The following is a 24230-nucleotide window of genomic DNA, read 5'->3' as shown; positions in this document are numbered from 1 at the left end:
CCCCTTTTTTCTGCCCCTACATGTGGAAGGTTCCCGTGACTCAGAAGCCCGACCAGTGTCTTGGTGAATGGATCGACCGTGAAGCACTCGCAGAAGCGATGATTCCGCTTATCGGTCAGCTCTACCGCAATAACAACGTGGTGAGCTCGATCTATGGCCGCAGCCTGATCAACCGCTCGGTGATTTCGATCCTCAAAGCGCACCGCTTTGCCCGTCATCGCCAGACCGACGAAACCGAACTCTCCGTCCACGAAACATTCCCGCTGCTCAAGGCGATGAGCGAGCTCAAGCTCGGCGCCGCCTCGGTAGACCTGGGCAAGCTGGCGGGCAAATTCAAGGCCGAAGCCAATGGCCGTAGTGCCGAGCAGTTCGTCCGTGAAGAGTTGGCCGACGTGGTTGGCCAGCAGAACGCCTCCGCCCGTAAAGGCACCGACGTTGTCCTGTATGGCTTCGGTCGTATCGGTCGTCTGCTGGCACGCATCCTGATCGAGAAAACCGGTGGTGGCGACGGCCTGCGCCTGCGCGCCATCGTTGTGCGCAAGGGCGCCGAGAACGACCTGGTCAAGCGCGCCAGCCTGCTGCGTCGTGACTCGGTTCATGGTCCGTTCGATGGCACTATCACCATCGACGAAGCCAACAACACCATCACCGCCAACGGCAACCTGATCCAGGTTATCTACGCCAAGAGCCCGGCCGAAGTCGACTACACCCAGTACGGCATCGAAAACGCGCTGATCGTCGACAACACCGGCGTATGGCGTGACGCTGACGGCCTGGGCCAGCACCTGGCCTGCCCGGGCGCAGCCCGCGTGATCCTCACCGCACCAGGCAAGGGCGCGCTGAAGAACATCGTGCACGGCATCAACCATGGCGACATCAGCCCTGACGACAAGATCATCTCGGCGGCTTCCTGCACCACCAACGCCATCGTGCCGGTGCTCAAGGCAGTCAACGACAAGTACGGCATCGTCAACGGCCACGTCGAAACCGTTCACTCGTTCACCAACGACCAGAACCTGATCGACAACTTCCACAAGGGCAGCCGTCGTGGCCGCGCCGCGCCGCTGAACATGGTAATCACCGAGACCGGTGCCGCCACCGCAGCCGCCAAGGCGCTGCCAGTGCTCAAGGGCAAGCTGACCGGCAACGCGATTCGCGTTCCTACGCCGAACGTGTCGATGGCCATCCTGAACCTGAACCTGGAAAAGGCCACCACTCGCGAAGAGATCAACGAGTACCTGCGCCAGATGGCCATGCACTCGGAACTGCACAAGCAGATCGACTACGTGAGCTCCCAGGAAGTGGTATCCACCGACTTCGTTGGCTCGCGCCACGCAGGCGTAGTGGACGCTGAAGCGACCATCACCCAGGATAACCGCGTTGTTCTGTACGTTTGGTACGACAACGAGTTCGGTTACAGCTGCCAGGTGGTTCGCGTGATGGAAGACATGGCCGGTGTAAACCCGCCAGCATTTCCGCGCTAAGCCTTAGCTGCACATGAAAACGCCCCGACCTTGGTCGGGGCGTTTTTGTTTGTGCAGCTTTTGTCTGTTGAGGGATATCTTGTTCGCTCTGGCCTCATCGCGGGCAAGCCCGCTCCAACAGTTCTATCGCATAATGGCTGGTCCTGACGGCGTGTCAGGGGGGGTATTGGGGAGCTCGGGAATTGTTGATCAGGTGGCAGGGGGCGGTTTTTTTGCTGCTCGGCGCACTATCAGGCTGCGGCAACGGCGACACTCTGGAAACCTTCGGCGGCCCGACCATGGGCAGCACTTATTCGATCAAGTATGTGCGCCATGTCGGTCTTCCGGTGCCGGACGAAGTCCGCGTCCAGGTCGAGCAAATTCTTGCTGAAGTCGACCGACAAATGTCGACCTACCGTAGCGACTCCGATATCGAACGCTTCAATGCTTTGCCGGCCAACCGCTGTCAGGCGATGCCGGCGTCGATCCTCGAACTGGTCCGCGTGGGTGAGCAGCTGTCGGTGCAAAGTGACGGCTCCTACGATCTGACGGTGGAGCCGTTGCTGAACCTCTGGGGATTTGGCCCGCAGGCCCGTGAGGAAAAAGTCCCGACCGCCGAAGCGCTCGCCGAAGTCCGCAAGCGCGTCGGTCACGAACATTTGCGCATCGATGGCGACCAACTGTGCAAGGACGCCGCCGTCGAGGTCGATTTCAACAGCATCGCCGCCGGTTATGCGGTGGACACGATTGCCGCAAGACTCGAGGCAATGGGCATTCACGATTATCTCGCCGAGGCGACGGGGGAGCTCAAGGCGTCTGGCAGGAAGGCCGACGGTTCGCCATGGCGCATCGCCCTGGAAGAGCCTCGGGATGACCGGCAAGTCGCCGAGCGCGTCATCCTTGTCGACGGTTATGGCCTGTCCACTTCCGGCGACTACCGAAACTATTTCGAGCAGGGCGGTCGGCGTTTTTCCCACACCTTCGATGCCCGCACCGGTGCGCCGGTCTCACATGGCCTGGCGTCCGTCACGGTCATTCATCCTTCAGCGTTGATGGCCGATGGCTTATCGACGCTGTTGTTGATTCTCGGCCCGGAGCGCGGTTGGGACTACGCAGAAAAGCACGATATCGGTGCATTTTTTGTGATTCGTGCCGATACAGGTTTCGTCACACGCAGCAGTCACGCTTTTGAACGCCTCAGTGGCGAAAAAGCCGAATGATTGTGGCGATTCGAGCATTGAAAACTGGCGTTGTAGTGCAGGCAAAAGTAGCCTACGACGCGACCAAGGGTTAATGTGCGCGGCGTTGACGCTTCTATAGACTGTGTCCGGGTTCTGCACTGGCCCCAAATTGTTCCTTCATGCCACAGGTTGGCGTGATTTAGCCGCAGGTGCCGAGGGTGCCGCGGCCTGTTCTGAGGAGTACGCATGGCTGTCTACAACTACGACGTGGTGGTGTTGGGTTCCGGCCCGGCGGGGGAAGGCGCGGCAATGAACGCCGCCAAGGCAGGGCGCAAGGTGGCGATGGTCGATAGCCGTCGCCAGGTCGGCGGCAACTGCACTCACTTGGGCACCATCCCGTCCAAGGCACTGCGTCACTCGGTGCGGCAGATCATGCAATTCAACACCAACCCGATGTTCCGGGCCATTGGTGAGCCGCGCTGGTTCTCGTTCCCGGACGTGCTGAAAAGCGCCGAGAAGGTCATCTCCAAGCAAGTCGCTTCGCGTACCGGCTACTACGCCCGTAACCGCGTCGACGTGTTCTTCGGCACCGGCAGCTTCGCCGACGAGCAAACCATCGAAGTGGTCTGCGCCAACGGCGTGGTCGAAAAGCTGGTGGCCAAGCACATCATCATTGCCACCGGTTCGCGTCCTTATCGCCCGGCGGACATCGATTTCCACCACCCGCGTATCTACGATAGCGACACCATCCTCAGCCTCGGCCACACCCCGCGCAAACTCATCGTTTACGGCGCTGGCGTGATCGGCTGTGAATACGCCTCGATCTTCAGTGGTCTGGGTGTGCTGGTCGAGCTGGTGGACAACCGTGGCCAATTGCTGAGCTTCCTGGATTCGGAAATCTCCCAGGCCCTGAGTTATCACTTCAGCAACAACAACATCACCGTTCGCCATAACGAAGACTACGACCGCGTCGAAGGCGTGGACAATGGCGTGATCCTGCACCTCAAGTCCGGCAAGAAGATCAAGGCCGACGCCTTGCTCTGGTGCAACGGTCGTACCGGCAACACCGACCAGTTGGGTCTGGAAAACATCGGCGTGAAGGTCAACAGCCGCGGCCAGATCGAAGTCGACGAGGCGTACCGCACTTGCGTGCCGAACATCTACGGTGCCGGTGACGTGATCGGCTGGCCAAGCCTGGCCAGTGCCGCTCACGACCAGGGTCGTTCGGCTGCTGGCAGCATCGTGGATAACGGTAGCTGGCGCTTTGTGAATGACGTGCCGACCGGCATCTACACCATTCCGGAGATCAGCTCGATCGGCAAGAACGAGCAGGAGCTGACCCAGGCCAAGGTGCCGTACGAAGTGGGCAAGGCGTTCTTCAAGAGCATGGCGCGGGCGCAGATCGCTGGCGAGCCGCAAGGCATGCTGAAGATCCTGTTCCACCGCGAGACCCTGGAAGTGCTGGGTGTTCACTGCTTCGGTTATCAGGCGTCGGAGATCGTGCACATCGGTCAGGCGATCATGAACCAGCCGGGCGAACTGAACACGCTCAAGTACTTCGTCAACACCACGTTCAACTACCCGACCATGGCCGAAGCCTATCGGGTAGCGGCGTACGACGGCCTCAACCGGCTTTTTTGAGCGGCTCCGGCCGGTGGCCTGAGCCGGCCGGGGAGACCGATTTCAGCAATTCTCGAGCGTGGCGGTGGCCAAACCGGGAAAGTCTGTAATCAGGCTGTCAACGCCGAAGTCGGCGAGTCTGCGCATCAGCGCAGGCTCGTTGACGGTCCACACCGACACATGCAGCCCTTGACGCTGCGCCCGTTGCAGGCGTTCCGGCGTGCACAGGGTCCAGTTCAACGCCAGAATTTCACAGCCATAACTGGCCGCGACCTTCAGCGGGTCGAGCCAGGCGTATTCGGCCACCAGCCCGCGGGATACGTCCGGAACCAGTTCCAGTGCTGCCTTCAATACTTCACGAGAACTCGAGGTGATGGTCACCTTGTCCATCAGGCCATGACGCTGGACCATTTCGCGAATCGCCAGCACGGTGGTCGCGGCACGCATCCGTGATGCGCTTTTGACTTCCAGCTGCCAGTGATCGAAGTCGCATTTCTCGAACAGTTCTTCCAGCGTCGGAATCGGGCAGGGCTTGATCCAGCCCGGGCCACCCTTGCGTGCGTCATAGGTCACAAGCTCGGCCGCCGTGTGTTCGACGACCTTGCCGCGACGGTCAGTGGTACGTTTGAGGGTCGGGTCGTGGATGACCATCAGCTCGCCGTCCATGGACAGGTGCAGGTCCAGTTCGCAGCGACGCACGCCGTGCTTGAGGCATTCCTGAAAGCTGGTCAGGGTGTTTTCCGGTGCTTCGCCCTTGGCGCCGCGATGGCCGTAGATGAGGGTCACGGTTCTTCCTTAAATTAATTGCCTGATTCGAGTTGTTCGCGGGCCAGGCGTCGTTCCTGGGCCTGCTTTTGCAAGATGTGGCGGGCCAACAGTTGGCGCTGGGCGTCGGTCAGGTGCTCGAACTCGGTGCCGACGTCATAGCCATCGCCCTTGCGGTCGCAATGGGTGACGCGTGCGCGCAGCAGCAGACCCAGGGCTTGCGGCATCAGCACCAGCTTGACCGACAGGTGTACGCCGGTGGCAATGGGCGATGGATGCTGAAAGTCGATGCCGCCTTCGGAGATGATCACCGGCTGCGGTTCGCCGATTTGCCCGAGCACGGTGATGGCGATCACCTGGCTCAGCAAGTCGATGCGTTTGTTCTGGGATTTGAGGAACGCCGCGATGGTCCGGTCGCGTTCGCTGATCTGGCGCAACAGGTGTTGCGACTCGAATTCGCTCAGGTGCAGTTCGCTGAGCAAGTTGAAGAGTGGGGAAGCATCCTGCAACACTTCCTGGCCTGCCGCTTCAGTAGCGGACAGGGGCCGAATTTCCAGTGCGATCGTATCCTCGATACGGTAGTATTCGCGGCGATCTTCTTCATCTAATGTCGACATGGCGAACCCATGGTAGCGGCGGTGGTCTGAGTGTAAAGCTGGTTATCGACCCCCGCCACAAGGACGTTCCTTTTCCCTCCGAACAAGCCCCGACATGTTCAGACCTCTCTTCGTATTTATCGGCACGCGTTACACCCGTGCAAAGCGTCGCAATCATTTTGTGTCATTCATTTCCCTGACTTCGATGATCGGGCTCGCCCTTGGCGTGGTCGTGATGATCGTGGTGCTGTCGGTGATGAACGGCTTCGATCATGAGATGCGCACCCGCGTGCTGGGCATGGTGCCCCACGCGACCATCGAGTCCGGCGAGCCGATCAGCGACTGGCAAAACCTGGCGGCCAAGGTCAGGCAGAACCCGCAGGTGACGGCCGTGGCGCCGTTTACGCAAATGCAGGGTTTGCTGACCAATAACGGCAAGGTCTCGAAAGTCCTGCTCAATGCCATCGACCCGGCGCAAGAGCGCCAGGTGTCGATCATTGATCACTTCATGACGCAGGGAAAACTCGACGATCTGGTGCCGGGTGAGTTCGGCATCGTCATCGGTGACAAGGCCGCCGCCAAGCTTGGTGCGGCCGTCGGCGACAAGCTGACCTTCGTCGCCCCGGAGGTCACCGTGACCCCGGCCGGGATGTTCCCGCGCATGAAGCGCTTTACCGTGGTCGGCATTTTCCATGTCGGCGCCGGTGAGCTCGATGGCTATCTCGGCGTCACCAACCTGCAGGATCTGGCCCGGCTGCATCGCTGGAAACCGGATCAGGTCCAGGGCCTGCGCCTGAAGTTCGACGACTTGTTCCAGGCACCGCGCACCGCGTGGAGCATCGCCCGCGATCTTGGCGAAGACCGTTACTACGCCCGGGACTGGACCCGCACCCACGGCAACCTGTACCAGGCGATCCGCATGGAAAAAGCCATGATCGGCCTGTTGCTGCTGCTGATCGTTGCCGTCGCGGCGTTCAACATCATTTCCACGCTGGTGATGGTGGTGAACGACAAAAAGGGCGACATCGCGATCCTGCGCACGTTGGGCGCCACGCCGGGCACGATCATGCGCACGTTCATGGTGCAGGGCACCGTCATTGGCGTGGTCGGCACGGCCATCGGCGCCGTGGTCGGCATCTTCGCCGCGCTGAATGTCAGTGCCGCGATCTCGGCCCTCGAAGGTCTGATCGGCCACAAGTTCCTCAACGCCGACGTGTACTTCATCGATTACCTGCCGTCGCAGGTGCAGAGCCAGGACGTCGTGATGGTCTGCTCCGCGGCGTTGGTCCTGAGTTTCCTCGCCACCCTGTATCCAGCCTGGCGTGCCGCGCGCACCCAGCCGGCGGAGGCGCTACGTTATGAGTGAGTCGGGCATGAGTGATAAAGCAATCTTGAGCTGCCGCAACCTGGGCAAATCCTACGAGGAAGGTCCGGAGTCGGTAGAGGTCCTGGCCGGGCTGCAACTGGAAATGCATCCGGGCGAGCGTGTGGCGATTGTCGGCAAGTCGGGCTCGGGCAAAAGTACCTTGCTCAATCTGCTGGGCGGCCTCGATACGCCGACCAAGGGCAGCGTCTGGCTCGACGGTGAAGAACTGTCGGCGCTGAGCGAGAAGAAACGCGGCCTGTTGCGCAATCGCGCCCTCGGCTTCGTGTACCAGTTCCACCACCTGCTGCCGGAATTCACCGCACTGGAAAACGTCTGCATGCCGCTGCTGATCGGCAAGACGGCGATCCCTGAAGCGCGTCAACGGGCCACGGCGTTGCTGGAGCGGGTAGGGCTCGGCCATCGCCTGGAGCACAAGCCGGCGGAATTGTCCGGTGGTGAGCGCCAGCGTGTGGCCATCGCCCGCGCCCTGGTGAACAAACCGGGCCTGGTGATGCTCGACGAACCGACCGGCAACCTCGACGCCCACACTGCCCAGGGGATCCAGGACTTGATGCTGGAGCTCAGCACCTCGATGCGCACGGCGTTCCTGGTGGTGACCCACGACATGAACCTGGCCCGCCAGATGGATCGCGTCCTGCACTTGCAGGAAGGTTGCCTCACTCCTATCTGATTGGCTGAAACCCGATGCCTGAAAAGGCGTCGGGTCTTTTATTTCTATACGGTGCCCCAGCGAATGTTCAGACCGTTATCGATCTTTATCGGCACGCGCTATACCCGCGCCAAGCGCCGCAATCGCTTTGTTTCCTTCATCTCGATGACGTCGATGATCGGCCTCGCCCTCGGCGTGCTGGCGATGATCGTGGTGTTGTCGGTGATGAACGGCTTTCAGCGCGAAATGAGCTCACGCATCCTTGGCATGGTGCCTCACGCCACCATCGTCGGCGTCAACCCGATTGATGACTGGAAGCCGGTGGCAGCGGCGGCGATGAAAAATCCGCAAGTGACGGCGGCGGTCCCGTTCACCGAGATGGAAGGCATGCTCTCTTACAAGGGCACGATGCAGCCAATCCAGGTCAGCGGTGTCGACCCGGCGCTGGAAGGCCAGGTGTCGATTGTTGCCAAGCACATCGTCCAGGGCAGTCTCGAAGCCCTGAAACCGGGCGAATTCGGCGTGGTGATCGGTGAGATCACGGCGCGCCGCTTCCGCTTGAACGTCGGTGACAAGATCACCTTGATCGTGCCGGAAGTCAGCAATGCACCGGGCGGCATTACCCCGCGCATGCAACGACTGAATGTGGTCGGCGTGTTCAAGGTCGGCGCCGAACTGGATGGCACGATGGCGCTTATCCACATGGCCGATGCCGCACAGATGCAGCACTGGGAGCCGAATCAGGTGCAGAGCGTGCGCCTGGCGGTGAAGGACCTGTATGCCGCGCCACAAGTGTCGAGTGACATCGCCACAGGCTTGGGCGCCGCTGCCTACAAGGCTGACGACTGGACCCACACCCAGGGCAGTCTGTTCAGTGCGATGAAAATGGAAAAAACCATGATCGGCCTGCTGTTGCTGATGATCGTCGCGGTGGCGGCCTTCAATATCATCGCGACCCTGATCATGGTGGTGAACGACAAGGGCGCGGACATTGCGATCCTGCGTACCATCGGCGCCACGCCACGGGAGATCATGGCGATCTTCATGGTGCAGGGCACCGTGATCGGGATTGTCGGCACCCTGATTGGCGGTGTGTTGGGCGTGATCGCCGCGTTGAACGTCAGCGAGATGGTCGGCTGGGTCGAACGGGTCAGCGGGCAGCACATCTTCAGTTCCGATGTGTATTTCGTCAGCAACCTGCCGTCCGAGCTGCAAGGCGGGGACGTGGCGCTGATCTGCACGGCGGGCTTCGTCATGAGCTTCCTGGCCACGGTTTACCCGGCATGGCGGGCGGCGAAGATCGAACCGGCTACCGCTCTGCGGTATTCGTAATCCGATATACCGCTTTCGCGAGCAGGCTCGCTCCCACATTAGATCTGAGTCAACTCGGTCAATTGTGGGAGCGAGCCTGCTCGCGAAGAGGCCGGAACTGCTGGCCTCAATCTCCTTTTGGCAACTCGATCACAAACCTGGTCCACCCATTGTCCGATTCACAACGAATCTGCCCGCCGTGGGCGCGGATGATCGACCGGGTGATCGCCAACCCCAATCCCGCATGTTCACTGCTGCCTTCGCGGCGTGCCGGGTCAGCCCGGTAAAAACGGTCGAACAAGCGCGGCAGCAACTGCGGATCAATCCCGTCTCCCGAGTTCTCCACCCGCAGGCTCAGGCAATCGGGTTGCTCGTCAATCGTGACCTGTACCGTACCCTGGGCCGGGGTGAAGCGCAGCGCGTTGTCCAGCAGGTTGGACAGCGCCCGCCGTAACATGCTGCGGTCGCCTTCCATGTGTCCAAGGCCTTCGCGGCTAAGCGTAACCTGGGCGTCTTCCGCCAGCGGCGCAAAAAACTCCAGCAGCAGGTCTGCCTCTTCCGCCAGTTCCAGCGATTCGCGTTTGGGGATCAGCAGGCCATGATCAGCCTTGGCCAGATAGAGCATGTCGTTGACCAGTTGCGCCATCCATTGCAGTTCTTCGAGGTTGCTGTGCAGGGCTTCACGATAGTCCTCGAGGGGGCGAGGGCGGGTGAGGGTGACCTGGGTGTGGGTCAGCAGGTTCGACAGTGGCGTGCGCAGTTCATGGGCAATGTCGGCAGAGAATGCGGACAGGCGCTGAAACGAGTCGTCGAGGCGTCCGAGCATGGCGTTGAAATGGTGGGCCATTTCCGCCAGCTCCGGCGGCATGTTTTCTTCGGGCAACCGCGAGTTCAGCGATTGCGCCGAAACACCACTGGCAACCGCACTGATCCGCCGCAACGGGCGCAAGCCGCTGCGTGCCGCCCAGGCGCCCAGCAGCGCAGTGGCCAGGGCTGACAGACCGACGGTCAGCCAGATCAAATGCTGCATGCGCTGCAGAAAGTGCTGGTGGTGGGTGATGTCCAGTAGCAAGGTCAGTTGCGCTGATTCGGGTTTGTCCGGGAAAAGCGGCGCATTCAGGACGCGGTAATCCGTGCCTTCGTGGCTCACCGTCGACAAGCCGGGCTGGCTCGGCAATGCCTGTGGAAGGTTTGTCGAGCTGTCATACCAGCGCCGGCCGTCGCTGCCAGTGATTCTCAGGGACAGGTCAGCCTGGCGGCTCAGTTCCTCCACCAGCTTCACTTGGCTGTCACTCGACTGAAAGTCGTGCAGGGCCCGACGCAAGCCGATCAACTTGTCGTCCAGCAGTTGCTGGTCGAGCTCAATGAAATGCGCCTCACTGGCGCGGCTGAACAGCACCCCGGCGAACAACGACACTACGGCGGTGCATGCGGCAAACAGCAGCGCCAACCGGCTGCTCAAGGACAGACGGCGCATCAGGCGGGGCGCTCTTCAAGGACATAACCCATGCCGCGCACGGTGTGGATCAGCTTGTTGGGGAATTCATCGTCGATCTTCAGGCGCAGGCGACGGATCGCCACCTCGATGACATTGGTGTCGCTGTCGAAATTCATGTCCCAGACCTGGGACGCAATCAGCGACTTGGGCAGAACTTCGCCCTGGCGGCGCAGGAGCATTTCCAGCAGGGCGAATTCCTTGGCGGTCAGGTCGATACGCTGGCCGCTGCGTTCGACCCGGCGACGGATCAGGTCCAGGCGCAAGTCGGCCAGTTGCAGGCTGGTCTCCTGCGGCGTGGCGCTGCCGCGACGCAACAGGCTGCGCACTCGCGCCAGCAGCTCGGAAAAGGCAAACGGCTTGACCAGATAATCGTCGGCGCCCAGTTCAAGGCCGTGAACCCTGTCCTCCACGGCGTCACGGGCAGTCAGAAAAAGTACCGGCGTGTCCAGGCCAGCGCTACGCACCGCTTGGAGAATCTGCCAGCCATCACGACCGGGCAGCATCACATCGAGAATCAGCAGGGCATATTCGCCGCTGAGGGCCAATTGCTGGCCGGTGCTGCCGTCGGCCACCAGTTCCGTGTTGAACCCGGCCTCGGCCAGACCCTGGCGCAGGTAATGGCCGGTTTTCGGTTGGTCTTCGACGATCAGCAGTTTCATGGGCGACTCATGGCAAATGGTACGAACGCTTTATACCGTGGACAGCGTTCACACAGGTCAAGCTGACAAAGTTGTAATCTGGCTGTCAGGTTAAGAGCAGTGCCGACAGTTTAGAGTTTTGTGCATGCCGAGCCTTATCTTGATGGAGTATGACGATGTTTTTACGCAAATCCGTGGCACAAATCGTTTGTTTGCTGGCGCTGAGTTCACCGGCGTGGGCGGACGCCGGGCAAACCTACGATTTCGGCCAACCGGCCCCGGCGGCCAGGGCGACCCGCAGTGTCGAGGTGGTCATGGGTGACATGTCCTTCACGCCGCAGACCATTGACATCAAGGCCGGGGAAACCGTGCGCTTCGTACTGGTCAATAAAGGCCAGTTGTTGCATGAGTTCAATCTCGGGGATGCGGCGATGCATGCCAGGCACCAGCAGGAAATGTTGCAGATGCAACAGAGCGGCATGCTGACGCCGACCGCCATGAAGGCAATGGACCACGGCAATATGGCCGGCATGGATCACGGCAAAATGGACCACGGCATGAAGCATGACGACCCGAACAGCGTGCTGGTGGAGCCGGGCAAGACCGCCGAGCTGACCTGGACCTTCAGCAAGGCCACCAACCTTGAGTTTGCCTGCAACATTCCCGGCCATTACCAGGCCGGCATGGTCGGTAAACTGACTGTCAGTCAGTAAGCACTCAAAGGCGGGAGCAAAGGCTGGTAGAATCCGCTGATTCTTCAGTCAGGTTTCCGCCATGCATCCCGCAGCCGAACACTCGCCGCTGGGCAAGTCCAGCGAATACATCGCCACTTACACGCCGTCCTTGCTGTTCCCGATCCCGCGCACCGCGAAGTGGGCGGAACTGGGCCTGACGGCTGAAACCCTGCCGTATAAAGGCGTGGACTTCTGGAACTGCTTCGAGCTGTCCTGGCTGCTGCCGTCGGGCAAGCCCGTGGTGGCGATCGGCGAATTCAGCATTCCGGCGGATTCGCCGAACATCATCGAGTCGAAGTCGTTCAAGCTGTACCTCAACTCCCTGAACCAGACGCCGTTTGCCGATACCGCGAGCCTTGAGGCAACGCTGGCCAGGGATTTGTCGGCGGCAGCCGGCAAGCCGGTGGGGGTGCGCATTCGCAGTCTCAAGGATGTCGAGAGCGAAGGCGTCGTGGCGTTGCCGGGCGTGTGCATCGACGAGCTGGATATCAGCGTCAGCAACTACGAGCATCCGCGCCCGGAACTGCTGCGTTGCGATGATTCGCGCATTGTCGAGGAGTGCGTGCACAGCCATTTGCTCAAGTCCAACTGCCCGGTCACCAGCCAGCCGGACTGGGGCAGCGTGGTGGTGGAGTACCGTGGTGCGGCGCTGGATCACGCGAGTCTGCTCGAGTACATCGTCAGCTTCCGTCAGCATTCGGATTTCCATGAGCAATGTGTAGAGCGGATCTTCCTTGACCTGCAGCGGTTGCTCAAACCCGAGAAGCTGACGGTGTATGCGCGTTATGTGCGTCGTGGCGGGCTGGACATCAACCCTTATCGCAGTACTGAAACCGTTCAGCTGCCGAACCACCGCCTGGTCCGCCAGTAAGGACTACCTGCAGGAGCGGGCAAGCTCGCTCCTGCATTGCATTCAATGGGTTCAGATTCCCATGTTGGCCAAGGCCTGCCCGATGTTGCGCAGGGTGCCGGCAAGAGTCGGATGTTCGAGTTCGAAGCGCTCGACAGCCAGGTTGACGCCATCGGCGAGGCTGGAGTCCTTGGTTTTGGTTTCAAGCTCAAGCTTCAGTTCAATCTGCTGCATGAGCTCGTACAGTTCGGAGCGTTCTTCTTCAGACAACGGAGGATTCTGTTCCAATTGCTCGCGCAGGGCATTGAGCTGTTCTTGCAGTTCGCGGGCAGGCATGGCGTTCTTCCTTTTCTCGATTGGCACTGGCATAGACCGCAGCGGAGCGCCAAAGATCTATGGCTCCCTTTAGATTAATCCACTCGCGCGCAACCTGCATGATCTCGGTCAGGGCTTTTCGCCCTTGAGCCGCCGCAAGCTGATATCGGCCAGGCAGGTGTCGAGTTCACCGAGGTGATCGATCACCGAATGCACGCCCAGGCCGAACAGCTGCATCGTGGCCTTGGCGCGTTTGATGTCGCGCTCCTGCTGGGTCAACGCCTGCCATTCCTGGGGCGTCAACCCGCACAGCGAGCCGCAGGACGCCAGGCCGATGGTCCACAACCCGGCATTGAGCCCCGCTTGCAGCAAGCGGGGTTCACCGCTCACCAGTACACAACCGTCGAGTCGGTCGACGTTCAGGGCCATCAAGGCTTGCCAGCAGGCATTCGGGGCGGGCCATGGATTGTATGTTTCTGGATGTTGCGAGGGTTTGATCCATTCCGGCAGTGCAGCGGCCAGGGATTGGCTGAGGGCAGGGGGCAGTTCATCGAGCCAGGCGCAGGGGATCTGCTGGCGCTGCAAGCTGCGCAGGCTATCCAGTGCGCCGGGCGTGGCCTCGGCGTGTTCGGCCGAGTGGCTGCCGTGCCGGTGCGTGTGTGCGCCGAAATCCACCAGGCAGCCACTGAGGCCGAACAGTACGGCAGTCAGGTTGGGAGCAGTTTGGGGCAAGGCTTCGGCGAGTGGCATGAGGACGTCCCTGAAATAGCCTGAAGGCTAGTGGGCGACGGTGACAGTTGAGTGACATGGGTGTGAATCGCTCACATTTGGCACGATTGCTTCGGTGTGGCTTTCGTGCAAAGTGCCTTAAACGGCGTTTACGTCATATACTTGCCAACTTATTGCCTGGGCCAAGCGCCCGGGCCGGTACAGACCAAGGAGTTTTTTTCTATGCGCTGGAGCAATCATCTAGCCAGGATTTGTGTATGCGCCAGTGCGATGCTGGTTCCGTTCGTTGCCCAGGCAGCCACGGAAGAGGATCCTTGGGAAAGCGTCAACCGCCCGATCTACAAGTTCAACGATGTGATCGACACCTATGCGCTGAAACCACTGGCCCAGGGCTACCAGTACGTGACGCCGCAGTTTGTCGAAGACGGCGTTCACAACTTCTTCCGCAACATTGGCGATGTGCGCAACCTGGCCAACGATATCCTGCAGGCCAAACCTCGCGCCGCTGGCGTTGATACCGCACGAATCATTTTCAACACTACCTTCGGCTTGCTGGGCGTCATTGATGTCGGCACCAAGATGGGCCTGCAGCGCAATGACGAAGACTTCGGTCAGACATTGGGTTACTGGGGTGTCGGCAGCGGCCCTTACGTGATGCTGCCACTGCTGGGGCCAAGCACCTTGCGTGATGCGCCGTCCAAGTACGTCGACAGCTATACCGGTGCTTATCGTTACGTCAACGACGTGCCTGTGCGTAACTCGTTCTTTGCCCTGGACATCATCGATACCCGTGCCAACCTGCTGTCGAGCGAGAAGCTGATCACCGGTGACAAGTACACCTTCATTCGTAATGCGTACTTGCAGAACCGTGAATTCAAGGTGAAAGACGGTCAGGTTGAAGACGATTTTTAACATCGACCGTTAAGTTGAAAAGGCGACCCTCAAGGTCGCCTTTTTTATTCGCGAATCTCGGCTTGATCGAAGTCGGTCCGCATGCGGATGAATCGCGCTTTTTGCTGCAGGCCCGACCGGTTTGCCTCATGGGTACGATCCTTCCATTGGGTTACGGATTTGTCTGTTCTTATAACTCTCGGTGATTTGACAAATAAAGACGTCAAGCGACCATCGGCGTGAGCTTGAAACGCCCCGCGGATGGGAGTACCGTCTGCGCCTTAGAAGGGCACCTCTGGTGAACATGTGTGTAGGGCAAATGCCCGAAAGCGGTGCGACAGAGAGGCTAGAAAGCGAATCCAGTAGTCAGTGCCGGGCCGAAGTCCCCGCCTGCTACGCCAACCTAATTCTGGCGCCGTTTGCCCACATGCCAAAAACCAGTGCCACGCTGCTGATAATCGATGATGACGAAGTAGTGCGCGCGAGCCTCGCCGCCTATTTGGAAGACAGTGGTTTCAGCGTCTTGCAGGCCAGCAATGGTCAGCAGGGTCTCCAGGTATTCGAGCAAGACAAGCCCGACTTGGTCATCTGCGATCTGCGCATGCCGCAGATGGGCGGACTCGAACTCATCCGCCAGGTCACCGAGCTGTCGCCGCAAACGCCGGTGATTGTGGTTTCGGGTGCGGGCGTGATGAACGACGCGGTCGAAGCCCTGCGCCTGGGCGCAGCGGACTACCTGATCAAGCCTCTCGAAGATCTGGCCGTGCTCGAGCACTCTGTGCGCCGGGCCCTGGATCGTGCGCGCCTGTTGCTGGAGAACCAGCGCTACCGCGAGAAGCTGGAGAAGGCCAACCGCGAGCTCGCCGCCAGCCTGAACCTGCTCCAGGAGGACCAGAACGCCGGTCGCCAGGTGCAGATGAACATGCTGCCGGTCAGCCCATGGGCCATCGACGAGTTCAAGTTCGCTCACCAGATCATCCCGTCGCTGTACCTGTCGGGTGATTTCGTCGACTACTTTCGGGTCGACGAGCGCCGGGTAGCCTTTTACCTGGCGGACGTTTCCGGTCATGGCGCCTCTTCAGCCTTCGTCACCGTGCTGTTGAAGTTCATGACCACGCGCTTGCTGTTCGAATCCAAGCGCAGCGGCACCTTGCCGGAATTCAAGCCTTCAGAGGTTCTAGGTCATATCAACCGGGGGCTGATCAGTTGTAAGCTGGGTAAACACGTCACAATGGTCGGTGGAGTCATCGACGAGGAGACCGGTTTGTTGACCTATAGCATCGGTGGTCATCTGCCGTTGCCAGTGTTGTACACGCCAGACAGTGTCCGTTATCTGGATGGGCGTGGTCTGCCGGTGGGCCTTTTCAACGAAGCCACCTACGAAGACCATGTGCTGGAACTGCCACGGACGTTCAGCCTGACGCTGATGTCCGATGGCATTCTGGACCTTTTGCCAGAACCCACACTCAAAGAAAAAGAAGCGGCGTTGCCCCAACGGGTCAAGGCGGCGGGCGGCACCCTGGATGGGTTGCGGCAGGTTTTTGGATTGGCCACGCTAGGGGAGATGCCGGATGATATCGCCCTGTTGGTGTTGAGCAGGAATCTTTGATGAGTACTGGTAGAATCCAGTTCGCCGAGCAGGATGGCACCTTCGTCCTGAAGTTCGTCGGTGAAGTTCGCCTGACCCTGTGTTCGGCGTTGGATGCGACTATCGAGCGGATCTTCAACGCGTTGAATTTCAACGCGATCGTGATCGATCTGACCGAAACCCGCAGCATCGACAGCACCACGCTTGGCCTGCTGGCCAAACTGTCGATCCTGTCGCGGCAGAAAGTCGGCCTGCTGCCGACCGTCGTCACCACCCACGAAGACATCACGCGTCTACTGCAGTCCATGGGCTTCGAGCAGGTGTTCAACATCGTTGACAAACCTGTACCGTGCCCGGAATGCCTGGACGACCTGCCAGACCAGGATCAGTCCGAAGAAGTGGTGCGGATCAAAGTGCTCGAAGCGCACAAAATCCTCATGGGCCTGAACGACACCAATCGCGAAGCCTTTCATGATCTGGTGAATGCGCTGGAGCGGCACTGACTCCCTGAATTGATGCGGGCCGCACTGGCCCCTTCGCGAGCAGGCTCGCTCCCACAGGTTCTTCGTTTAATACGCGATCTTCGCCACGACACAGATCCCCTCTTTGGGAGCGAGCCTGCTCGCGAAGGCATTTGTGTTAGCAGCACAAATTACCCTGCAGCCATAAAAAAGGTTCATCACGGATTACCGGGGAAGATTGGCGTTGGCGTTGGCGTTGGCGTTGGTTTTGTGAGTTGTGAGCTTATCCATTTGCCGAGGTGATTCAGCGCCACCCTGGCAAATGGATAAGCTCGCAGCACTTACAGCTACAGAGCAAAAAAACTTTCCCGACAATCCGAGAAGAACCATAAAAAAGGGCGAACCCACCAGGGTTCGCCCTTTTGCATTGCACCCAATCAGATCACAGCTTGGCCTGCAACAACGCCTCGAGCTTCTCCTGATCCCGCGCGAACTGACGAATGCCTTCAGCCAGTTTTTCGGTCGCCATCGCATCTTCGTTGGACAGCCAGCGGAACTGCGATTCGTTGAGGCTCAAGCGCGCTTCACCGGCATGGCCCGGCACCAGTTTGCGCTCCAGCTTGCCGGTATCCGCTGCCAGCTTGTCGATCAGGTCCGGGCTGATGGTCAGGCGGTCGCAGCCGGCCAGTTGTTCGATCTGGCCCAGATTGCGGAAGCTCGCCCCCATGACCACGGTCTTGTAGTCATTGGCCTTGTAGTAGTTGTAGATGCGCGTCACCGACTGCACGCCCGGATCATCCGCGCCGGTGTAGTCGTTGCCGTTGGCTTTCTTGTACCAGTCATAGATACGGCCTACGAACGGCGAAATCAGGAACACCCCTGCATCGGCACAGGCGGCTGCCTGAGCGAAGGAGAACAGCAGGGTCAGGTTGGTCTGGATGCCTTCCTTTTCCAGAATTTCGGCAGCGCGGATGCCTTCCCAGGTGGATGCAATCTTGATCAGCACGCGGTCGCGGCCAATGCCAGCCTTGTCGTACAGCTCGATCAGGCGATGCGCGCGCTTCAACATGGCGTCAGTGTCGAACGACAGACGCGCATCCACTTCGGTGGAAATACGGCCCGGGATCACTTTCAGGATTTCTTGCCCCACGGCCACGCCAAAACGGTCACTGGCCAGGCCGACATCGCCCTTGCAGTCTTTGACGCAGGCGTTCAGCAGATCGGCATACGCAGGAATAGCTGCGGCCTTGAGCAGCAGAGAAGGGTTGGTGGTGGCGTCCACGGGTTTAACGCGAGCGATAGCTTCGAAGTCGCCGGTGTCGGCAACCACGGTTGTCATTTGTTTGAGTTGTTCCAGCTTGGAAGTCATGGGCGTGCTCTGTCCTATGGGTCTGATGACATTACCCGAGCGCTGACAGCCACTCAAGGGCGTGTACGTGTATCGGCGGCCCCTGCGGCAACAACCTGAAAACGGCTGTTTGAAAGGCTGGGCGTGGTATCGGTAGATAGGATGCCAGGCAGGCTCACAGGTTCAACTGACCTGACGGTTAACGCCTTGCAATAAGATCATCTGGTTCCCGAGTCTTTTGATAATTCTCGCGGCATCTTGCGTGTAATTACCGATATCGTTGAAGTCTATATAGTTCGATTGCGGGCTCAATAATTGTTATAAAAAGTCAATTAATACCTTGGCCAAGTTGGTCTTTGAGCTAACAAATGTAATGTTATCTGGCAGAGGTCTTGATCGTTAGAATACGTCCAGTACATATATAAAATAAAGTGTAATGTAATAATCGCGAATGTGTGTTTGTAGAAATAACTTCACAACGTGAAGAGGAATATGTTTTTGGATGCGTTTGATGATTTGATGCTTGGCTACGCACTAAAAAAACTGACCGGCGTGTTTGAAGAAATCATGGAGGTTTCGAAAGGCACGGCTTCGGACAAGGCGACCTGCGTGCTGAGTATCGGACAATCCAAAAGCGCAAAAAAAATCCCCGTCTGGTTGGGGCGCCTGAGAGTCAACACCCCTTATCAAGTCACGCATGTCCTGATCGATCAGATGCACGCGTCTCGAAAACTCAACCGCGACCTGCGCTTCGCGGCACAAGCTGCCTTGCTGGAAGCCCTGATAGAGGATGGACTGGCAATGCACATCGCAAGTTATTCGGTGGTTGTTGTAGAGAACCGTCTGAAGTGCTTTTCGGATCGATGAGCATTGAGTCTTCTGAACACGCGCCCAGTGGCCATTACACTGGAAAATTGCATGAGGCGTGAGGAAGTAGATTGGACTCAAAACTGTACATCGCACAATACGCTGGAATCACCGTCATGCTTCCAGCGGCCATGGTCGTCGCTGCTTGGTTATGGTGCACGGCATCGAGAAAACTCGCCCTCTTTTGGCTAGGCGTACTGTTCATAGCCTATTTCGTCGTAGGTCTCAGTAAAGTGCTGTTCAAGGGCTGGGGAATCGGCCTGGAAAGCCTGGACATCGCGGTCATCAGTGGCCACGCAATGAACGCCTGCCTGGTGTCGACCGTTGTGCTGAGTTTGCTGTTCCGTCAACTGGACCATCGGCTTCGATGGCTGGCGCTGGGCGCGGGGCTGCTGTCGACCTGGTGGTTCAGCGTCCAGTATGTCGGGCAGACGATTCATCCTCTGCCGGAAGCCATTGCCGGGGCGGTGGTGGGGTCAGCCGCGGCTTGCGTATTTCTTTTCAGGCTGGAGAGAAAGGAAGTCCGCAAAATTCCCCGGACGGCCCTCATGCTGGGGCTGGCGATTATCATGCTGAGTACGAGCATTCCAAAATATACAGCTGAGAAGCTCTTGAACTCTTTCGCAGTCACTCTTTCGGGGGCAGAAAGGGCATTCATGCAACCTCACTGGCGTACTCGCGGCGAATCGTCAAGGTTGTAGGTTTTGCTTCGATCGTGAATTCTGGCGAAGTGGCGTCACCAGGGTTCACTGTTATTTTTGTCTTCGATCCGATCCAGCAGCTCTGCAGTCTTTTTCTGCATCAGCGCAACATCGCCTCGACTCTCAACCTTCAACAGGATCTCGCTCTCCGATGGGCAGATCTTGAAGCGCCATTCAGCGAACGTCAGGCTTAGGCCGTCACTGTCATCCACATCCAGTGCTTCACTGGCATACAGGGTTCGCAAGTGCTCGAGTACCGCAACGGGATTACCGACCATGCGCCGAATATCACCTGAGGAAGGAAAGAGCCCTATGCGCTCCACCAACAACTTTGGCTGTGGGGTGATAGTGGAGGGAGCACTTTCGTAGGTCCGCAACCAGGCCATCAACCCACTGTTGCCCTCGGTGAGCTTCTGCCCCAAAGCCATATTGCCCGGTGCAAAAGGGTCCAGCGATTTATAGACAGAGTCGATCGGTGATCTGGAAGTGTTCATAGTGGTCTGCCTAGCAAAAGATTGATGGCCGCTCGGAAACGCGGCACCCAAGAGCTGAAAAATTCCGTTTACAGGCCTTTCTTGTACAAAATCGCATAACAGAAATTGTTTGCGTCGATTCGGTGTTTTGATGTTTGCAGGCGTGCTCTCGCTATGCTCACGGACGAAGCCATAGTCTTGAGTGTCCAGGAACTCAGTGGACTGTTTGACCGGCTGCCTAACGGTTTCGCTCTGTAATGCGATGCATTTCATCGAGAGCTTCTGGCTGCTTGTACGACCAATGAAACATCCAGCGCCACGCAATCAAGCCGGTCAACACACCGACAGCATTCGCCAAGGCGTCGTAAGGTGATGCCGTGCGCAGCGGCATCAGTCCTTGTGCATACTCGATCAGGATCCCCGTCAGCAGACAGCCCAAGGCGATCCAGTGCACCTTGACCCGAGGGAAGGCCAGCCGGCAACTAAACGACAACGCGAAAAAACCAACCAAGTGATGCAGCTTGTCTTCCTGGGCAAAGGCTTCGGGAATGGGTTGCGCGCGCAACCCGGCTGCCAGCAAGACCAGGCCAACGCTGATGAAAAACAGCGTTCGTATCCATTGGGGAAGTTGTGCGACACCGAGGAATAACGAACTCATTCGGTAATTTTCTCAAAGTTTTTATAGAACGCATCTTTGTCGCGGCCATCGGTCATGGTGTGCAGCGAATACTGGCGGTTCAGACGCGCGCCGCCGTCGCGAGTCAGCGGAGCCCAGACCAGGTTGGCGCGACGCATCGTGGAAACGCTCATCAACTCGTCGAAGGGGACCGAGATATAGATACCTTTGTCGAAGCTGCCCTCGCCGAACTCTTCAGACGAGGCCGTAGTACGGGTGACCCAGCCACCGAACTTCACGCCGTTACTGAATTCATGCGACACATCAAACGTGGCACCCCAATCGCGCGCCAGGTAACGTCCGACACTGACCGCCGCCTGCAAATCGAACGGCAGTTCCGTATAGGTAGTGATGTGACCGGTCACGGTCTTGTACCCGCGCAGGCCAAACCCCTGGTCAAACTCACGCTGGCGTACATAGTTCAAGTCAGCACCCAAGGCCCAGCGCTCGCCCATGGGGCGGTACAGCAATTCACCACCGACCCCGGCGAACATTGACTCCAGATAGCCGCCATACACCATGCCATACAGGTCTTGATCGAGTTGCTTGGCATGGTTGAGCTGAAATGTCGGCATCGTTACATCGGAGGTGATGACGTACTTGCGCAAATCGGTCCGCACGCGGGGCAGGTTGCTCGGCGCGTCGTACTTGAACTTATCGAAGTTGTTCAGGAGGTTGGTGCTTATGACCGCGCTCGTCCACGTGCTGCGGGTAAAGCGGTATTCTGCGTCCACATCCGCGGTCAATTGGTACAGCAAACCGTCGGGACCACCAATGTTTTGCTTGTAACCCAGGCCGATACCATAGGTAAAACGCTCGAGGGCCTGGGTGTACAGCGTGTTTTCAATGTGTGGCGTGGCCCGGTTCACTTCGGTGGTGCGGTGCAGGTCTGTAAGGTCTTGCCGGTTGTTCACCACTTCCCGGAAGGTTTCGCGCGGCACACTGGTTTCTTCCACGGGCATGTCGTAACGCTTGTTCACCAGCGTGAACCAGTCGATTTCGTCATTCGCGCTGTTGTCCAGAATCCGGCTGGCCCGGCCAACGCCTTTGGCTGAGTAGAAGTAGCGCGACTGTTCGCCATACACAATCAGCTCGGAATCGCGCTGAGCAATACGCTCAACCTTGTAACCTGCATTGTTTTCCAGTCGTTTGGAAACCCCGGCCCAGTCGACCTGATCGAGCGGCGTAGTCGGCGCACTTGTCGGAAGCGCTTCGATGGCAGGGTCGTAGCGCTTGGCCGGCGCCTTGCGGCTGGCGAAATTGGTATGAAAAGTGATGCCGAACAACGCGGTATTGCCGCGCTCCCAACCGGCGGTCAAATCGACAGAGTCACTCAGTTTGAAGACCGCCCCAATGTTGATGGGCGAGTCCTGCTTCTGGCTACTGTCCAGCGGCTCGTGCTTGTAGTCGTTACCGTCGAACTCGAGTTTCAGGCTCAAGGGCGACCAGGGCGTCTGATAGGAAACACCACCAAACAACGCGGGCGAGCCTCGAAAGTACGAGCCGGTATTGACGTTGCCCGCGTCCGCGCCCGTGTTTACCGGGCGTGTATCAAAGCGCTCATCGAGGTACCCCAGCGGGTTCTCGAAATCCCCGCGGTTACCGATGTAGCCCCAAGCAACGCCCAGGCTGAAATCCAGATCGTTGTAACGTTTATTCGCCACAAAGTATTCGCTGGAAAACAGGCCGGTACCCCCGACATCGCGAAAACCGAGCGCGACTTCGGGTAGCCAATGGCTTTCTTGCCAGAGGCGGGCTTTGACATCGACCGCCTTGTCTTTATAGCTCTGGTCGCCACTGAGTGCCTCGACCCCGTATTTACGATTGCTGATAGCGGTGTAACGGAAAGTGCCTTCCAGCCAATCAAGGGGCTGTATTGAAATGCTATAGCGCGAATAAGGGTCTGTGCGGTTGGCGTTCAAGCTGAATTCGCCAGCGGGTGCCATCCGTGCGGTGGGGGTTTGCAACAAACCCACACCACCGAAATCATTCTGGGTAAAACGCGGCTCGCCATGAGCCAGGCTGTAGGGTAACAACACTACGGCGGCAAAACGTAACTTCAAGGGGCCACCTCGGGCAGCGGTTGGGTGGCGAGAAACTGGGCCATCTGTTCGTTCAAGTCGGGGGTGGGCAGATCCGGATTATCGTTTCGCACAGGCACCAGAATTGTGCTGCCGGCGGCGGCAATCACCCCGTCTTCACGGTTCCAGGCGGCGATGCCGGCTCGCTGGACCTGGCCATCGGGCTGAATCAACCACAGGTAGTCGGCATCTGCGTCGGTCACCGGCAGACAGCTTTCGAGATATTCATGGGCTGGCTGCAGGGCGCGATAAGGCAGGCTGCAGGGCTGTTCAACGGCGCCCACAACAGTGACCGTAGTCGGGCGTAGAGGGTAAATCAGCTGGTCGCCGTCATTGAGCGGGTAATTGCGGGCGAACGCGACCTCCAGTGCCACGGGGTCGAGCACCGCGACTTTTCGGCCGGTGACGGGCAGTCGGCTGACCTGTTCAAACAGGCGTGCAGCCAGGGCCGCAAGGCTGCTTTTTTCTTCCAGCAAGGCGCCACGTTGCAGCAATTTCAGATCGAACAGCACACCGGCTTTAAGGCGGGTTTGCTGCTCCAGCAGTGGTTGATGCAGCCAGGCGGCGGCCAGCCAGTAACTTTCGGCGTTCGGGCGTCCCTGGTTGACGGCATCGAGCAAGCGAGCACCTGGCTCGAACGCGAAGGATCCGGCGTTTTTTACATCACCCGTGACCGAGACAGCGGCCTGAGTCATCGCAGAACTTGCCAGCAACAGGCAAGCCGACAGCGTTTTCGAAAATCTCACCGAGCCGTCTCCCGATCAGGGCGCAATTGCACAATCTTCAAGAAAAGTTCCGGCGTGAGATGTTGTTCGCTCTGCAGGATCAAGCCATCGTCAGGCCTGACCCAAAAACGGTTGGTGGCCTTGAATCCCAGCTCGGGGATGTCGATGCGTTCGTCTATGCGCAGCAGCGCATAGTCCTTGTCGAGGATGGTGACGTTTTCGATGTCTTGTCGGCTGAAACGACTGTTGACCGCCAGTCCGACACGCGGACCCTGATAGACATCAATCCAGCGGGTACTGCTGTAACCGTCGGGCAATCGCTGCAAGCCAAGCTTGAACGGCGACTCACCGTCGAAGCGCGTGCCATCGAGATTGATGCCCAGGCCGACGCTGCGCACGACCAGGCCATCGCGCATCAACAACACCTGCTTGCCGGAGGCGACCCAGAACTCCAGGTCGCCCTGCTGGCGAAGCTTCGCCAACACACCTTCGCTGGAGTCCGTGGTGACCTTGATCTGCGCATAGGGCACGGCCTCCACTTGCGCCGCAGTCACTTCCAGCGGTTGCACGCCCAATGCGGAGGCTTTAAAGGTATCCAGGGACGCCTGCATCAACGGATTGCAGCCACACAACAGTAAACCCACAGCCAGGCATGAGCTGTTACGCAAAGTTTTCAAAGCGGC

Annotated in this window: 25 protein-coding genes; 13 read left to right on the top strand and 12 right to left on the bottom strand. The window is 58.9% G+C overall.

The annotated features are described in order from the left end of the window. The first annotated feature begins 20 nt into the window (after window positions 1-20). The 3 genes from CAF65_RS13745 to sthA all read left to right on the top strand — a co-directional run bounded on the left by CAF65_RS13745 (window position 21) and on the right by sthA (window position 4285). Window positions 21-1484, top strand: coding sequence for a glyceraldehyde-3-phosphate dehydrogenase (locus CAF65_RS13745; RefSeq protein WP_008023028.1), 1464 nt, complete (start codon window positions 21-23; stop codon window positions 1482-1484). A gap of 182 nt (window positions 1485-1666) precedes the next feature. Further along, on the top strand, window positions 1667-2683 hold the full coding sequence (locus CAF65_RS13740) for an FAD:protein FMN transferase (protein ID WP_085716749.1): 1017 nt from the start codon (window positions 1667-1669) through the stop codon (window positions 2681-2683). Between the two features lie 207 nt (window positions 2684-2890). Next, window positions 2891-4285, top strand: a complete 1395-nt coding sequence (sthA, locus tag CAF65_RS13735; protein WP_007984277.1) for a Si-specific NAD(P)(+) transhydrogenase — start codon at window positions 2891-2893, stop codon at window positions 4283-4285. A gap of 42 nt (window positions 4286-4327) precedes the next feature. On the opposite strand, the gene CAF65_RS13730 is transcribed toward sthA, so the two are convergent. Beyond that, complete coding sequence (locus tag CAF65_RS13730; protein WP_007984279.1) at window positions 4328-5050, bottom strand: glycerophosphodiester phosphodiesterase; 723 nt, start codon at window positions 5048-5050, stop codon at window positions 4328-4330. 14 nt (window positions 5051-5064) lie between these two features. Beyond that, window positions 5065-5646 carry a PilZ domain-containing protein gene (locus tag CAF65_RS13725; RefSeq protein ID WP_085716748.1) on the bottom strand — a complete coding sequence of 194 codons (582 nt, stop codon included), beginning with the start codon at window positions 5644-5646 and terminating at the stop codon, window positions 5065-5067. Between the two features lie 94 nt (window positions 5647-5740). On the opposite strand from CAF65_RS13725, the gene CAF65_RS13720 reads away from it, so the two are divergent. The 3 genes from CAF65_RS13720 (at window position 5741) to CAF65_RS13710 (ending at window position 8993) form a co-directional block, all read left to right on the top strand. Further along, window positions 5741-6991 carry a lipoprotein-releasing ABC transporter permease subunit gene (locus tag CAF65_RS13720; protein ID WP_085716747.1) on the top strand — a complete coding sequence of 417 codons (1251 nt, stop codon included), beginning with the start codon at window positions 5741-5743 and terminating at the stop codon, window positions 6989-6991. 7 nt (window positions 6992-6998) lie between these two features. Further along, window positions 6999-7682: a lipoprotein-releasing ABC transporter ATP-binding protein LolD gene (gene lolD, locus CAF65_RS13715; protein ID WP_178076692.1), complete on the top strand. Its 684-nt coding sequence runs from the start codon at window positions 6999-7001 to the stop codon at window positions 7680-7682. Between the two features lie 63 nt (window positions 7683-7745). Continuing rightward, window positions 7746-8993: a lipoprotein-releasing ABC transporter permease subunit gene (locus CAF65_RS13710; protein WP_085716745.1), complete on the top strand. Its 1248-nt coding sequence runs from the start codon at window positions 7746-7748 to the stop codon at window positions 8991-8993. Window positions 8994-9099: 106 nt separating this feature from the next. Here CAF65_RS13710 and CAF65_RS13705 read toward each other — a convergent pair whose 3' ends face one another. Beyond that, window positions 9100-10449: a heavy metal sensor histidine kinase gene (locus tag CAF65_RS13705; protein WP_085716744.1), complete on the bottom strand. Its 1350-nt coding sequence runs from the start codon at window positions 10447-10449 to the stop codon at window positions 9100-9102. Next, window positions 10449-11129, bottom strand: coding sequence for a heavy metal response regulator transcription factor (locus tag CAF65_RS13700; RefSeq protein WP_085716743.1), 681 nt, complete (start codon window positions 11127-11129; stop codon window positions 10449-10451). Before CAF65_RS13700 ends, CAF65_RS13705 begins: the two co-directional genes overlap by 1 nt. 155 nt (window positions 11130-11284) lie before the next feature. Here CAF65_RS13700 and CAF65_RS13695 point away from each other — a divergent pair, with 155 nt between their 5' ends. Next, the gene (locus tag CAF65_RS13695; RefSeq protein ID WP_085716742.1) at window positions 11285-11821 is read left to right on the top strand and encodes a plastocyanin/azurin family copper-binding protein; all 537 of its coding nucleotides are present in this window, start codon (window positions 11285-11287) and stop codon (window positions 11819-11821) included. Between the two features lie 61 nt (window positions 11822-11882). Continuing rightward, on the top strand, window positions 11883-12713 hold the full coding sequence (gene queF, locus CAF65_RS13690; RefSeq protein ID WP_085716741.1) for an NADPH-dependent 7-cyano-7-deazaguanine reductase QueF: 831 nt from the start codon (window positions 11883-11885) through the stop codon (window positions 12711-12713). A 51-nt stretch (window positions 12714-12764) separates the two neighbouring features. Here queF and CAF65_RS13685 read toward each other — a convergent pair whose 3' ends face one another. Both CAF65_RS13685 and CAF65_RS13680 read right to left on the bottom strand, forming a co-directional pair. Beyond that, a complete protein-coding gene (locus CAF65_RS13685; protein WP_085716740.1) occupies window positions 12765-13028 on the bottom strand; it encodes a DUF4404 family protein in 264 nt (87 codons plus the stop codon). Between the two features lie 108 nt (window positions 13029-13136). After that, a complete protein-coding gene (locus tag CAF65_RS13680) occupies window positions 13137-13757 on the bottom strand; it encodes a phosphatase (RefSeq protein ID WP_085716739.1) in 621 nt (206 codons plus the stop codon). 201 nt (window positions 13758-13958) lie between these two features. Here CAF65_RS13680 and CAF65_RS13675 point away from each other — a divergent pair, with 201 nt between their 5' ends. From CAF65_RS13675 to rssC, 3 genes are all read left to right on the top strand, one after another. Next, window positions 13959-14648, top strand: a complete 690-nt coding sequence (locus CAF65_RS13675; protein ID WP_085716738.1) for a VacJ family lipoprotein — start codon at window positions 13959-13961, stop codon at window positions 14646-14648. A gap of 406 nt (window positions 14649-15054) precedes the next feature. After that, window positions 15055-16236 carry a two-component system response regulator RssB gene (rssB, locus tag CAF65_RS13670; RefSeq protein WP_085716737.1) on the top strand — a complete coding sequence of 394 codons (1182 nt, stop codon included), beginning with the start codon at window positions 15055-15057 and terminating at the stop codon, window positions 16234-16236. Beyond that, window positions 16236-16718 (top strand): anti-sigma factor antagonist RssC, encoded by a 483-nt coding sequence (gene rssC / locus CAF65_RS13665; RefSeq protein WP_085716736.1) that lies wholly within the window; start codon window positions 16236-16238, stop codon window positions 16716-16718. Before rssB ends, rssC begins: the two co-directional genes overlap by 1 nt. A 400-nt stretch (window positions 16719-17118) precedes the next feature. Here the strand turns inward: rssC and tal are convergent, their stop codons facing one another. After that, on the bottom strand, window positions 17119-18045 hold the full coding sequence (gene tal / locus CAF65_RS13660) for a transaldolase (RefSeq protein WP_085716735.1): 927 nt from the start codon (window positions 18043-18045) through the stop codon (window positions 17119-17121). 477 nt (window positions 18046-18522) lie between these two features. On the opposite strand from tal, the gene CAF65_RS13655 reads away from it, so the two are divergent. After that, a complete protein-coding gene (locus CAF65_RS13655) occupies window positions 18523-18891 on the top strand; it encodes a hypothetical protein (RefSeq protein ID WP_085717054.1) in 369 nt (122 codons plus the stop codon). A gap of 116 nt (window positions 18892-19007) precedes the next feature. After that, window positions 19008-19592, top strand: a complete 585-nt coding sequence (locus CAF65_RS13650) for a hypothetical protein (protein WP_085716734.1) — start codon at window positions 19008-19010, stop codon at window positions 19590-19592. A gap of 35 nt (window positions 19593-19627) precedes the next feature. Here the strand turns inward: CAF65_RS13650 and CAF65_RS27960 are convergent, their stop codons facing one another. The 5 genes from CAF65_RS27960 to CAF65_RS13625 are packed head-to-tail and all read right to left on the bottom strand — an operon-like array spanning window position 19628 to window position 24224. Beyond that, complete coding sequence (locus CAF65_RS27960) at window positions 19628-20338, bottom strand: hypothetical protein (protein WP_143492107.1); 711 nt, start codon at window positions 20336-20338, stop codon at window positions 19628-19630. Beyond that, the gene (locus tag CAF65_RS13640) at window positions 20304-20723 is read right to left on the bottom strand and encodes a VanZ family protein (protein WP_178076691.1); all 420 of its coding nucleotides are present in this window, start codon (window positions 20721-20723) and stop codon (window positions 20304-20306) included. The genes CAF65_RS27960 and CAF65_RS13640 overlap by 35 nt, the downstream gene beginning before the upstream one ends. After that, complete coding sequence (locus CAF65_RS13635) at window positions 20720-22804, bottom strand: YjbH domain-containing protein (protein WP_085716733.1); 2085 nt, start codon at window positions 22802-22804, stop codon at window positions 20720-20722. Before CAF65_RS13635 ends, CAF65_RS13640 begins: the two co-directional genes overlap by 4 nt. Further along, entirely contained in the window at window positions 22801-23568 is a 768-nt protein-coding gene (locus CAF65_RS13630) for a capsule biosynthesis GfcC family protein (protein ID WP_371919007.1), read from the bottom strand. Before CAF65_RS13630 ends, CAF65_RS13635 begins: the two co-directional genes overlap by 4 nt. After that, entirely contained in the window at window positions 23565-24224 is a 660-nt protein-coding gene (locus CAF65_RS13625) for a YjbF family lipoprotein (protein WP_085716731.1), read from the bottom strand. The genes CAF65_RS13630 and CAF65_RS13625 overlap by 4 nt, the downstream gene beginning before the upstream one ends. Between the last annotated feature and the right edge of the window lie 6 nt (window positions 24225-24230).

Source organism: Pseudomonas sp. B28(2017), assembly GCF_002113025.1.
GTDB lineage: Bacteria > Pseudomonadota > Gammaproteobacteria > Pseudomonadales > Pseudomonadaceae > Aquipseudomonas.
This window is presented reverse-complemented; position numbering and strand designations above follow the sequence as displayed.